Consider the following 11,979-nt stretch of genomic DNA (forward strand, 5'->3'; position numbering starts at 1 on the left):
AAAGCGAGGTTTACAAGTTGTTATTCAGATACAGGCAATACTGCACCATCATACTTTTTGTCGATGAATTCTTTGATTTTATCAGAGTGAAGAACTTCCATTAATACCTTGATCTTCTCTGATTTTTCGTCACCTTTGCGAACAGCGACGATGTTTGCATACGGGTTGTTTTTCGTTTGCTCAAGTTCAATTGAATCTTTTTTCGGATTCAATTTATTTTGGATCGCATAGTTAACGTTAATAAATACTGCATCGCCTTCACTGTTTTCATAAGCTTTCGCTGTTAGTTCAGGAGCGATTTTTTTGAATTTTAGGTTCTTCGGGTTTTCTTTGATGTTTTTGACTGTTGCGTTGATTGTATCTACTTTTGGATCAAGCTTGATCACACCAGCATTTTGTAATAGGGCAAGCATACGTCCTTGCTCAGCTACGTTGTTTGTCATGATGATCGTGCCGCCGTTTGGAATATCTTTTACTGATTTGTATTTCTTAGAGTAGATACCGAAAGGCTCAAGGTGAACGGCACCAGCACTCACTAAGTTGTAATCTTTGTTTGATTTATTTTCTTCGTTTAAGTAAGGGATATGTTGGAAAAAGTTTGCATCCACTTCTTTTTCAGCTAATGCTTTGTTGTACATTTTATAATCGCTCAGTACTTTCACTTTTAGATCGTAGCCTTTTTCTTTTAGAAGTGGTTTTGCTTCTTCAAGAATCTCGGCATGTGGTGTTTTTGAAGCGGCAACCGTGATGGTTTTGTTATCGCTTGCGTTATTTGATGAACCGCACGCAGCTAAAATGCCTGCAAATGCTAGAAATAGTGCACTTAAAATCAATTTCTTCATGAATAATTCCTCCCTTAACGTTTATCAATTTTATTTGTAATCAAATCACCGATTATTTGAATGATAAAGACGATGATCAGAATAAACACAGTGGCTACAAGTGTGACATCTGTATTACCAGATTGGTATCCTTCCACATAAGCAAGGTCACCAAGTCCACCTGCTCCAATTGCTCCTGCAATCGCAGTAGAGCCAATCAGAGCAATCGCTGTTACAGTAATTCCTGAAATAAGGGCTGGCAATGATTCTGGCAGCAATACTTTGAAAATGATTGTTGACGTTTTCGCTCCCATAGATCGTGCTGCTTCAATGACTCCTTTGTCTACTTCACGCAGTGCAATTTCAACAAGACGTGCGTAGAAAGGAGCTGAGCCAATGACAAGGGCAGGTAATGCTGCATTTGGGCCTAAAATTGTATGCATTAAAAATTTCGTAAACCCTAGTAAAAGAATAATTAAAATGATAAAAGGAATCGATCTGAAAATGTTGACGACTGCGCCGATGACAGCATTGATCGGTTTATTTTCCCAAAGACCGCCTTTTCCTGTAAGGAAGAGCAGTAGGCCAAGAATAATACCGATCACAAAGGCAAATGCCAATGAAATGAGTGTCATATACACTGTTTCACCCGTCGCGTTCCAAATAACCTCTAGATCAACGTTCGGAAACCATTTCTCAAACATGTGTCATCACCTCGATTTCAACCTGTTTGCTTTGGATATAGGCGATGGCTTTTTCAACTTCGTTCTCGTCTCCATTTATATGGATAAAGAGTGTTCCAAACGCGCCTTCCTGCGTTTGAGAAATCTTTCCTTGCAGGATGTTCACATCGACCTTGAAGGATCGAATGATTTCCGTGATCAGCGGCTGTTCGGCAGAATCTCCGATAAAGGACAACCGGACGACCTGACCTTCTTTTACTCTCTCTAGGACGTGCTCGATCGTTTCTTTTGCTTCTTCTGGTTCAGCAAGCTGTTTCACGAATCGCTTCGTCATTTCTTCTTTCGGCTGTCTGAAGACACGTAATACTTCGCCTTCTTCGACAATACGGCCATTCTCCATCACCGCCACACGATGACAAATTTTGCGAATGACGTGCATTTCATGTGTGATCAATACAATGGTGAGTCCTAGTCGTTTATTAATATCGGCTAAAAGCTCAAGGATGGAATCCGTTGTTTGTGGATCAAGCGCAGATGTCGCTTCGTCACATAGCAGAACTTTTGGGTCATTCGCTAATGCTCTCGCAATCCCTACACGCTGCTTTTGCCCGCCGCTGAGCTGAGAAGGATATGCATTTTCTTTTCCTTCTAAACCGACCAATTTAATCAGTTCGTTTGCACGAGCTCTCCGTTTTGATGTTGGTACACCTGCGATCTCGAGCGGGAACATAATATTTTGTCTCACTGTTCTTGACCAGAGCAAGTTAAAGTGCTGGAAAATCATGCTGATTTCTTGTCTTGCTTTCCGAAGTTTCGCATTCGATACTTCATTGATTCGGTTGCCTGCCACTTCAACGATTCCTTCTGTTGGCAGCTCCAGACCGTTTAATAGGCGAATCAGGGAGCTTTTCCCTGCGCCGCTATACCCGATAATTCCGAATATTTCACCTTTATCGATATCCAAGTTGACGTCTTTCACGGCATCAACATTTCCGCTTTTTGAATGATACGTTTTTGATACATTCTGTAAATGGATCACAGTCTGTTCACCTGCTTTCTTGCTGAATCTATAGGTTGCCATCACATACGTTCATTTATTCTTCCGACTGTTATGACGCTAGCCTGACGCCAGGTCAGTAAAAAAGACCTAACTGCAACGCAAGCAGAAAGGCCTTTTATATCAAATACGCCTTTCTCTCATCTTTCAAAGCATTGCGGCTTTGAGTGAATTGGCACCAATTTCAGCTATGCTGACGGTTGCCGGGTTTCATAGGGCACGTCCCTCCACCTCTCTTAATAAGAGAAAATATGTTGTTTTATGTGATGTTCATGTTTTTACTAACGTAGAATATCATGCTATCTGAGATATGTCAACGCTGTAAATCGCTAATTTCCAAGTAAACGACTACGTTATCATTTTTCGAAAAAAACCGTTCGTCAGCCAAAGTACTGCTTCTAGTCGAAGAAGTGCTCGAAATGAGCCTTTCACTTTCACTTGTCCTCTGCTGATCAGCTGCTGTAAGGACATGTCTCCATCTAATAATTGCAAAATCTCTTTTCGCTCACCATAAAAGATGAGATCCGATAACTCAATTGCAGGTAGTTTCTTCACTTCACCACGTTCATCCACAATCAATGTACAAGAGTCCGTTTCCGCCTCAAATGTAATCTTCAAGGATGATGATGAGAGCAACGGCTTTAACAATAATCGCTGCCCTGCACTTCCATGGGCTTTCACATTTTCCACATGTATAACCTCCCTGTCATTTGGTTATACATAACATTTCTCTACAAACATCGGCTTGTCCTTTATAAATAGCTCGACAAATTTTCAAATGAATTGCTTGAAATATGACAAAAAACCGCTTTATTTAGCGGTTTCAATCATTTCATGAAGATATGGAACGGAGTGAAAGGCATAGCCTTTTTGCACGATTTCACCCTTTTTAAACAGGAGAAAGCAAGGGACACTTTCGATCTCAAATGCTTTCGCAAAACTTGGCGAGTAATTTAAGTTATTCTCATAAAAAGGAACTTCCGGCTGCATGGCATCAACCACTGCCAGCATCTTCTTTGCCAGCTGGCATGTTCCGCAAAATGGTGTATATAAGTACAAAAGAAATAAATCGTCCTCTATCTCCTTGAATTCATGCTCTTCAATCTCTTTCATATACGTCACCCTTATAAATATTTCGAATGAACATCAATGTTTGCAGCTAATAGAATAGATGCAATATGGGCTGACGGTGAAGCGGCCACTTCGCGGTACGTTCTGTCGACAAAAAGATGCAGTGCTTCAGGGAATTCTTTTCGAAATTGCTTCCGCAGTTTATCGCCAGCATCGTCACTGTCTGCTAATATGTAAACGTCTTTCCCGAATAAATCGTCCACAAGCTGATCCAGCTTCGATGTACTGATCGTGCCATTGGTGCAAATGATGGTAACAGGTTCACTTATGACTTCTTTTAGCTTCTGTTTATCTGATTTACCTTCTACAATGATGACCTTTTCTATCTCGACATTCATCACGATCACCCGGCCCTTTTGACGTTGATTCACTTCTTCCTTAGATTACAATCTTTCATTCAGGTTGTAAAGATTGGGCAATTGATCAACAAAAAGACTGCAGCACTCACTGCAGCCTTATCTGTGATCAGCACCAGCCATTTTCATCGTCACAGTCTACATATTTTTCAGTCCCATGGGTCAATGTATCTGACAGACGATAAAAACGGTTTTGATCATAGGAATAACCTGATTTTAATTCATATTGATTTTCACTAATCATCGTACCAATCTCTTCGTTTTGATGGTAAAGCACCATGCCACTCTCTTTGAATCGTCCAGTGACATGCTCTGTTATATCCACCTGTTCTTTTTGAAAAGACAAATTGGACACCCCCCATAAAGGTAGAGTGTCCAATTTCACATGAATTAGTCTTCTTTTGTCATTTCTTCATATTGCTCAGCAGTCATTAAGTTCTCGATTTCAGATGCATCCGCTGGCTCTACTACGATCATCCAAGCTTTTTCGTATGGAGAATCGTTGACGAACTCTGGGCTGTCATCAAGCTCATCGTTTACTTCAACGATTGTGCCGTTAATCGGTGCGTATAGTTCAGAAACTGTTTTGACTGATTCTACACTTCCGAAAGGCTCGTCCGCTGTAATTTTGTCTCCTACTTCAGGAAGCTCAACGAACACGATATCGCCTAGCTCAGATTGAGCAAAATGCGTAATACCGATACGCACCTTATCTCCTTCTACTTTGACCCATTCGTGTTCTTCTGAATAACGTAAATCTTTTGGTGTGCTCATTTCATACCCCTCCAGTCTTTTCTTACAATCTATATTGAAGATACCACAATCTGAATGAAAGTTACATCATTTCCAGACGCTTTTAAATGTATCTTCATTAAATCCAACTGTCACTCGTTTGCCGTCTGTTGTAATTGGACGCTTGATTAGCATTCCGTTAGACGCAAGTAATTCAAGCTGCTCGTCCTCTGACATTGCAGGAAGTTTATCTTTCAGCTGCAGCTCTCTGTATTTCTGACCGCTCGTATTAAAAAATTTCTTCAGCTCTAAACCGCTTTTTTCGTAAAGGGCTTTTAATGTTTCTTTATCAGGCGTCTCTTCGACGATATGTATGCTGTTGATGTCTTTATTGTGTTCTTCCAGCCATTTCTTTGCTTTTCGGCATGTACCGCAAGATGGGTATTCGTAAAAATCTAAAGCCACCATTTTCACCTCCTGCAAATAGTGACAACATTTTATCACAAAACATATGAAAAACCTAAATGTATGCTTACAAAAAGGTGCGGCATGATATCCGCACCTTTTAAGCCGTCTTATACGATATATTTCTCTGCTTCAAAGATTCGTTTCGCCACCTCACGCTTTTTCGCAATGACATTCATTGGCGTGAATCTTGTCAGCTTGCGAAGGGCTGACAGACTCATACGGAGTGAATCTCCTTCTTCCATGGCAATCAATGATTCTTTCGCATGAGCTTCAATTTTTAAAAAGGCTTCCTGCGTGAAAATTTGTGTATACGCAAGCTTTTGTGCATTTTTTTCTGCGCCTGATGCAGCGATTGCTTTTTCCGTACGCAAGACCGCCGACTCAGCAGCAAAGAGTTCATTGACGATATCTGCTATATTCACAAGAATTTCTTGCTCTTTGTCTAATGCTTTCCCATATTTCATCGCTGCCATACCTGCCACCATCAAGGCGATCTTTTTCGCATGGGCAAGTAAGTATTTCTCTTGATCAAGCGGCTGATCACCCGGCTCTTCCGGCATCATCATCATCAGCTCTTCCTGTAGGGTTTGCGCTTTTTGAAGAAGCGGAAGCTCTCCTTTCATCGCTTTCTTCAAGAAGGTGCCTGGCACAAGCAATCGGTTAATTTCGTTCGTTCCTTCAAAAATACGGTTAATTCGTGAGTCGCGATAGGCTCTTTCGACTTCGTATTCTTGCATGAAACCATATCCGCCGTGAATCTGCACACCTTCATCCACAATATAATCGAGCGTTTCAGAGCCAAGCACTTTACAAAGAGAGCATTCAATCGCATATTCTGCAATGGATTGCGCAATTTGTTTCCCATCCTTTTGCTCCTCGTCACTTAACAGACCCATTCTTTGTTCAAATAACCCGACTGTGCGGTATACAGCACTTTCCATGGCATAAAGTTTTGCCGACATGTTGGCTGCTTTTTCGCCAATTAAGCTAAATTGAGAAATTGGTGTTTTAAACTGCTTACGCTGATTGGCATACTCTGCCGATAATTGAATGACTCGTTTTGATGCTCCGATTGTCCCTACAGCCAGCTTATAGCGTCCAATGTTCAAAATGTTAAAAGCAATGACATGACCTCTGCCTGCTTCACCAAGCAAATTCTCCTTTGGCACTTCGGCATCTTCAAGGATTAACGTTCTCGTCGATGACCCTTTAATGCCCATCTTTTTCTCTTCAGGTCCTGTTTTGACTCCAGGAAAATCCTTTTCTACGATGAAAGCAGAGAAGTGTTCACCATCAATCTTCGCATACACGACAAACACATCGGCAAATGCGGAGTTTGTGATCCATTGTTTTTCCCCATTGAGGACATAATGTGTTCCAGCTTCATTCAGGACTGCCGTTGTTTTCGCACCTAGCGCATCAGAACCTGACCCTGGCTCTGTTAGGGCATATGCCGCAATTGTTTCTCCAGAGGCGAGTCCTGGCAGGTACTTTTCCTTTTGCGCTTGATTGCCGAATAGCACGATCGGCAAAGAACCGATCCCGACATGGGCGCCGTAAGAAAGAGAGAAGCTGCCTGCTCTTGCAAATTTTTCAGTAATGATGGCTGAGCTGATTTTATCTAGCCCAAGCCCGCCAAATTCCTCAGGAACATCAGCACCAAGCAGGCCAAGCTCTCCAGCCTTTTTCAAGAGACGAACAGAATGCTCGAATTCATGATTTTCAATTTGATCGATGTGCGGAACGACATCTTGTAAAATGTAATCTTCTGTTGTTTTCCCGATCATTTGATGTTCATCAGAGAAATCCTCTGGTGTAAAGATATGCTCATAATTCGTCTCATCAATTAAGAAACTGCCACCCTTTTTTACTTCTTCCATTGCTTTCATCCTGTTTTCCCCCTTTAGATCAATTCAAAAATGCCTGCTGCTCCCATGCCCCCGCCGATACACATCGTCACAATACCAAATTGTTCATTTCGCCGTTTCATTTCATGAATGAGGGACAGCGTGAGTTTCGTTCCTGTACAGCCTAGCGGATGTCCTAATGCAATGGCGCCGCCGTTGACATTTACCTTCTCTTCATCGATCCCTAAATGACGAATGACTTGAATCGCCTGAGAAGCAAATGCTTCATTTAATTCAAACAGCCCGATGTCCTTCAGCTCTAGACCAGCGATTTTCAGCGCACGCGGAATGGCTTCAACCGGCCCAATTCCCATGACTTCAGGTGGTACACCACCAACAGCAAACGCTCTGAACTTGGCGAGCGGCTGAAGAGAAAGAGAAGATGCTTTTTCGCGATCCATCATCATGACACATGCCGCTCCATCACTCGTCTGCGAAGAGTTTCCTGCAGTCACTGTGCCTTTTGTTGAGAAGGCAGGTCGTAACGTTGAGAGAACCTCCTCTGTTGTGCCCGCTCTGACACCTTCATCTTGTGAGAACGTAAATTGGCGTTCTTCTAGTTGATTCTGCTCTCCTACCCGTCTTTCTGTCACATCAACGGGAACAATTTCATCTGAAAATTTCCCTTCTTGAAGTGCCTTTGCTGCCTTTTGATGGCTCCTCACCGCAAAAGCATCTTGATCTTGCCTTGTGACCTGATACTTTTGCGCCACTTGCTCCGCTGTGTGGCCCATGCTCATATAGTATTCAGGCGCTTGCTCTGCCAAAAGAGCGTTTGGACGAATGGAGTGACCCATCATTGGGACTTGCGACATCGATTCGACGCCTCCGGCCAAAATGGTTTCTGCCTGCCCAAGCATAATTCGTTCACCTGCATAAGCAATTGACTGCAGACCAGAAGAGCAATAGCGGTTAATGGTGATAGCAGGTACTGTATATGGCAAACCTGCTAACGCCCCAATATTCCGGGCCACATTCAGCCCTTGCTCTGCTTCTGGTGTCGCACATCCGATGATTAAATCATCGATTGTTCCATCATAATCACCGGCACGCTTTAGCGTTTCTTTTACACACAATGCGCCCATATCATCAGGTCTGACATATTTTAATGATCCCTTTTTGGCTTTCCCTACTGGTGTTCTTGCGCCAGCTACAATCACTGCTTCTCTCATTTTGACTCCCCCCTAGTTACGTAAAGGTTTTCCTTTAACGAGCATGTTCTGCATGCGTGCCTGAGATTTGACTTCCCCTACAAGACTTAAAAAGGCTTCTCTTTCAAGCTCTAATAAGTATTGTTCATCCACCTCTGTACCAAATGGCAATTTGCCGCCAGAAATGACATGCGCTAGTTTTTTCGCAATGGTCATGTCATGGTCTGAAATGTATCCAGACAATCTCATGTTTTCAGCAGCCAGCACCATTGCTGCGTAGCCTGTTTCCCCCATCACGGGCACCTTTCGCTTCAGAGGTGCACGATAACCCGCTTCATCAAGAGAAAGAACGAGTTGTTTCGCATCATGGATTAAATGATCACCATTCATGCTGATCCGGTCATTCACTCGGAGCATCTTCATATCACGCGCTTCCTCTGCTGATGTAGATACCTTTGCCATCGCAATGGCTTCAAAGGTTTGTAGCGTAGCATCTTGGATTGCAGTTGCTGATGGCTTTTCCGCTCCTTGCAGATGGCGAATATAGAGTTCTTTGTTTCCGCCTCCGCCCGGTATGAGTCCGACCCCCGCTTCGACAAGCCCCATATACGTTTCACTGGACGCTTGGATAGCGGCTGCTGGTAGACAAAGCTCCGTCCCTCCGCCAAGTGTCATACCAAATGGTGCAGCCACAACTGGACGGTCACTATACTTCACCTTCATCATCGCCTGCTGGAACCTGCGAATGACAAAATCAATTTCAAAGAAGTTGTCGTCCTGTGCTTCCATTAAAATTAAGGCGAGATTCGCACCAACACAGAAGTTCTTTCCTTGGTTACCGATGACCAGCCCTTTATAATTCTTTTCCGTTTCATCTACAGCACGGTTGATCATATCAATGACATCAAGCCCAATGGCATTACTTTTCGAATGAAATTCAAGCAAGGCAACATCATCCCCGATATCGATCAAGCTTGCACCTGTATTTTTAAAAATGACATCGTGTTTCTTTTTCAATCTAGCTAACGAAATATTCTTGTCGTTTCCCTTTTCCTGTTCATAAGCACCATTCTGATAAAATGCACGGTCTCCTTCGGCATTTTCTTGATAGAATGTGTCATGTCCTTGTGAAAGCATATCTCGCACCCAGGTCGGGATGCTGTGCCCTTCCGCTTCCATTCGACTGACGGCTTTTTTTACGCCAATCGCATCCCACAGCTCGAACGGACCATGCTGCCAGCCAAATCCCCATTTCATGGCGTTATCGATGGACTGAATATCATCCGCAATGTCGCCTTTTAGATGAGCTGAATAAAGAAGAACAGGTGCGGTCATATTCCAAAGCAATTGCCCAGCACGGCCATCTTGATAAATAAGCGCTTTCAATTTCGCTTTTGTCCCCTTTTGCTGCTTGGCAATGTCAATGCCCGGATCCTTCAGCTTTGTCCGTTCTCCGTATGTGAGTGTGACAGGATCAAGCTCTAAAATGGTCTTTCCGTTTTTTTGATAAAATCCTTGCCCTGCTTTGCTGCCGATCCACCCTTTTTCGAGCATTCTTTCCATAAACTCAGGCAGCTGAAAAATATCTTTTTCCTTTCCTTCTACCTGTTCATACACATTGCGGGCTACATGAGAAAATGTGTCGAGTCCCACCACATCAAGTGTGCGGAAGGTCGCACTTTTCGGTCTGCCAATGAGTGGACCTGTGACAGAATCGACCTCTCCGATCGTATATTTGTTCTCAAGCATTTCACGCACTGTGACAAGAAGCCCATAAGTGCCAATTCGGTTGGCAATAAAGTTCGGTGTATCTTTTGCTTCGACCACACCCTTGCCAAGTACATCTTCACCAAATGTTTTCATATATGAGAGTACTTCTGGATCTGTTTCTTGAATAGGAATTACTTCTAACAGCTTTAAATAACGAGCTGGGTTAAAAAAGTGAGTGCCTAAAAAGTGGCGTTTAAAATCAGCTGATCGGCCTTCTGCCATTTTTTCAACAGAAATACCGGATGTATTGCTGGATACGATGCTGCCTTCTTTGCGGTGTTCGTCGATGAGAGAGAATACGTGTTGTTTAATGCTGAGCTTTTCAGTGACGACTTCAATGATCCAGTCAGCATCGTGTAATAAGGAAAGGTGATCTGTGAGATTTCCGGGTGTGATGTATGATAGGTTTTTGGCTGAAGTAAGAGGTGCTGGCTTTTGCTTTAACAATTTTTTCATTGCGTCTTGGCTTAATCTATTCCGAACACTAGGGTGATCAAGCGTTAGCTTTTTTGCCGTTTCTTCCTTTGTCAGTTCATGTGGCACAATATCTAGCAATGTTACTGGTATCCCGATATTGGCTAGATGTGCAGCAATGCCTGAGCCCATGACACCTGAACCAATGACAGCCGCCTTGCGAATATGTTTGCCCATAAATATCCCCCTAAACATTTTGAATGAACAGTCATTCATTTTTTGTCCAAAAAAAAGCAATGCCTCTTTCTTTATCTTAAAAGATTTTCCGAAACAGTTCAATAGCAGATTTCAAAAATTTACACATTCTCATGCGTCTTTCTTTACAGCGTATGAATTAAAGACGAGGGGGAATTGTAAGAATGGAGGTGATGTCCACATGTCTCGTTTGCAAAAGAACCCATCAAAAGCAGGCGTAAGTGCTGCAAGTGTGAAAGGAAACGCAGGTCCATCACAAGAAGCAGACCTAGGCGGTAAAAAGACCAGTCAAAATCAGCAATATAAAAAGAAATCGTAAGGAGGAACACATCTTGAACAACCAGCAAATGAATATGCCCCCACAGGTAATTTCAGTAAAGGATTCCTTGTACCTAGAGGATATGCTGAACTGGAATTTGATCGCGATGAAAAAGGCCCACTTTATGGCTGAGCATTGTCAGGACCAAACATTGAAACAAGAACTCAATCAAGTTGGTCAAATGCACCATCAGCATTACACACAAATACTTCAACATTTAGGCAGCTCAGGGCAAGGCCAGTCTTCTGGCTTTATGCAATAGGAGGTAACAGACATGGAACAGCAAAACCAACAAAAAATCGGGAATCCACAAACGCCGGTTCCAACAACGACAAACATGAACGATCGAGACTTTGTCACAGACCTTTTGTCGACTGAAAAATATATGACAAGCGGATATAACACAGCGCTCAATGAATTCAGCCATGAATCTCTTTACCAAGATATTCAGCGAATTGCGCTAGAAACACAAAAAACGCAAAGACATTTATATGATGTCATGTTCCAATATGGCTGGTACTCTGTCGAAGCCGCTGACCAGCAGAAGCTCCAGCAGGCACATCAGAAGTTCCAGCAAACACTGACAGATCAATCACCGTACGGATCATCACCCATGTCATAAAGAAAAACTGCCAGCTCGTACTGGCAGTTTTTTAACGGTCTTTATTGGCACGATGAGCTTCATTTAATTGCTTGATCCGCTGAATCGTTTCTTTGATGTCTTCTTTTGCCTCTGGATACGTGTCATTAAAATGCTTGGCTAAAGGCGGCATGCTTTTGGCAATATGAGAATAGATGATCCACTGCGAGACATCTCTTTTCAGTTCCTCATTCGTTTCACCAAGCAGCAACTCTGTATATTTATCAAGCAGGCCTTCGAGCTTTTCATCTAATTCATTTCCCATTTGTATTCCG

At 42.8% G+C, this 11,979-nt stretch carries 16 protein-coding genes and 1 riboswitch; of the genes, 3 read left to right on the forward strand and 13 right to left on the reverse strand.

Features of this window, described 5'->3' with window-relative positions:
- Nucleotides 1-20 precede the first annotated feature (20 nt).
- The 12 genes from metQ to MKY11_RS15890 form a co-directional block, all read right to left on the reverse strand.
- Nucleotides 21-842 (reverse strand): methionine ABC transporter substrate-binding lipoprotein MetQ, encoded by an 822-nt coding sequence (metQ, locus tag MKY11_RS15835; RefSeq protein ID WP_007500351.1) that lies wholly within the window; start codon nucleotides 840-842, stop codon nucleotides 21-23.
- A gap of 14 nt (nucleotides 843-856) precedes the next feature.
- Nucleotides 857-1,525 carry a methionine ABC transporter permease gene (locus MKY11_RS15840; RefSeq protein WP_008347031.1) on the reverse strand — a complete coding sequence of 223 codons (669 nt, stop codon included), beginning with the start codon at nucleotides 1,523-1,525 and terminating at the stop codon, nucleotides 857-859.
- Entirely contained in the window at nucleotides 1,518-2,543 is a 1,026-nt protein-coding gene (locus MKY11_RS15845; protein ID WP_024719778.1) for a methionine ABC transporter ATP-binding protein, read from the reverse strand. Before MKY11_RS15845 ends, MKY11_RS15840 begins: the two co-directional genes overlap by 8 nt.
- Before the next feature lie 155 nt (nucleotides 2,544-2,698).
- Nucleotides 2,699-2,807, reverse strand: a riboswitch (SAM riboswitch).
- A gap of 102 nt (nucleotides 2,808-2,909) precedes the next feature.
- Nucleotides 2,910-3,251, reverse strand: coding sequence for an SCP2 sterol-binding domain-containing protein (locus MKY11_RS15850; protein WP_008347033.1), 342 nt, complete (start codon nucleotides 3,249-3,251; stop codon nucleotides 2,910-2,912).
- A 120-nt stretch (nucleotides 3,252-3,371) separates the two neighbouring features.
- A complete protein-coding gene (locus MKY11_RS15855) occupies nucleotides 3,372-3,674 on the reverse strand; it encodes a thioredoxin family protein (protein WP_007500346.1) in 303 nt (100 codons plus the stop codon).
- Nucleotides 3,675-3,685: 11 nt separating this feature from the next.
- Nucleotides 3,686-4,030: a toprim domain-containing protein gene (locus tag MKY11_RS15860; protein ID WP_008347035.1), complete on the reverse strand. Its 345-nt coding sequence runs from the start codon at nucleotides 4,028-4,030 to the stop codon at nucleotides 3,686-3,688.
- 127 nt (nucleotides 4,031-4,157) lie between these two features.
- On the reverse strand, nucleotides 4,158-4,394 hold the full coding sequence (locus MKY11_RS15865) for a YusG family protein (protein WP_008347037.1): 237 nt from the start codon (nucleotides 4,392-4,394) through the stop codon (nucleotides 4,158-4,160).
- A 44-nt stretch (nucleotides 4,395-4,438) separates the two neighbouring features.
- The gene (gene gcvH / locus MKY11_RS15870; protein WP_008347039.1) at nucleotides 4,439-4,822 is read right to left on the reverse strand and encodes a glycine cleavage system protein GcvH; all 384 of its coding nucleotides are present in this window, start codon (nucleotides 4,820-4,822) and stop codon (nucleotides 4,439-4,441) included.
- 66 nt (nucleotides 4,823-4,888) lie between these two features.
- Nucleotides 4,889-5,245 carry an arsenate reductase family protein gene (locus MKY11_RS15875; RefSeq protein ID WP_008356673.1) on the reverse strand — a complete coding sequence of 119 codons (357 nt, stop codon included), beginning with the start codon at nucleotides 5,243-5,245 and terminating at the stop codon, nucleotides 4,889-4,891.
- A gap of 110 nt (nucleotides 5,246-5,355) precedes the next feature.
- Nucleotides 5,356-7,137, reverse strand: a complete 1,782-nt coding sequence (locus tag MKY11_RS15880; RefSeq protein WP_024719779.1) for an acyl-CoA dehydrogenase family protein — start codon at nucleotides 7,135-7,137, stop codon at nucleotides 5,356-5,358.
- 14 nt (nucleotides 7,138-7,151) lie between these two features.
- Nucleotides 7,152-8,327, reverse strand: a complete 1,176-nt coding sequence (locus MKY11_RS15885) for an acetyl-CoA C-acetyltransferase (RefSeq protein WP_058336902.1) — start codon at nucleotides 8,325-8,327, stop codon at nucleotides 7,152-7,154.
- Nucleotides 8,328-8,339: 12 nt separating this feature from the next.
- Nucleotides 8,340-10,727 (reverse strand): 3-hydroxyacyl-CoA dehydrogenase NAD-binding domain-containing protein, encoded by a 2,388-nt coding sequence (locus MKY11_RS15890; RefSeq protein WP_342501594.1) that lies wholly within the window; start codon nucleotides 10,725-10,727, stop codon nucleotides 8,340-8,342.
- 199 nt (nucleotides 10,728-10,926) lie between these two features.
- Here MKY11_RS15890 and MKY11_RS15895 point away from each other — a divergent pair, with 199 nt between their 5' ends.
- Genes MKY11_RS15895 through MKY11_RS15905 form a run of 3 tightly spaced genes read left to right on the forward strand, consistent with a single transcriptional unit; the run spans nucleotide 10,927 to nucleotide 11,686 of the window.
- Nucleotides 10,927-11,064, forward strand: coding sequence for a YuzL family protein (locus tag MKY11_RS15895; protein WP_008347049.1), 138 nt, complete (start codon nucleotides 10,927-10,929; stop codon nucleotides 11,062-11,064).
- A 10-nt stretch (nucleotides 11,065-11,074) separates the two neighbouring features.
- Nucleotides 11,075-11,326 (forward strand): hypothetical protein, encoded by a 252-nt coding sequence (locus tag MKY11_RS15900; RefSeq protein ID WP_060698253.1) that lies wholly within the window; start codon nucleotides 11,075-11,077, stop codon nucleotides 11,324-11,326.
- A 12-nt stretch (nucleotides 11,327-11,338) separates the two neighbouring features.
- Nucleotides 11,339-11,686, forward strand: a complete 348-nt coding sequence (locus MKY11_RS15905; RefSeq protein ID WP_060832634.1) for a spore coat protein — start codon at nucleotides 11,339-11,341, stop codon at nucleotides 11,684-11,686.
- 31 nt (nucleotides 11,687-11,717) lie between these two features.
- On the opposite strand, the gene MKY11_RS15910 is transcribed toward MKY11_RS15905, so the two are convergent.
- A complete protein-coding gene (locus MKY11_RS15910; RefSeq protein WP_017359282.1) occupies nucleotides 11,718-11,969 on the reverse strand; it encodes a YusU family protein in 252 nt (83 codons plus the stop codon).
- Between the last annotated feature and the right edge of the window lie 10 nt (nucleotides 11,970-11,979).

It is taken from the genome of Bacillus sp. FSL W7-1085 (genome assembly GCF_038595035.1).
Classification (GTDB): domain Bacteria; phylum Bacillota; class Bacilli; order Bacillales; family Bacillaceae; genus Bacillus; species Bacillus altitudinis.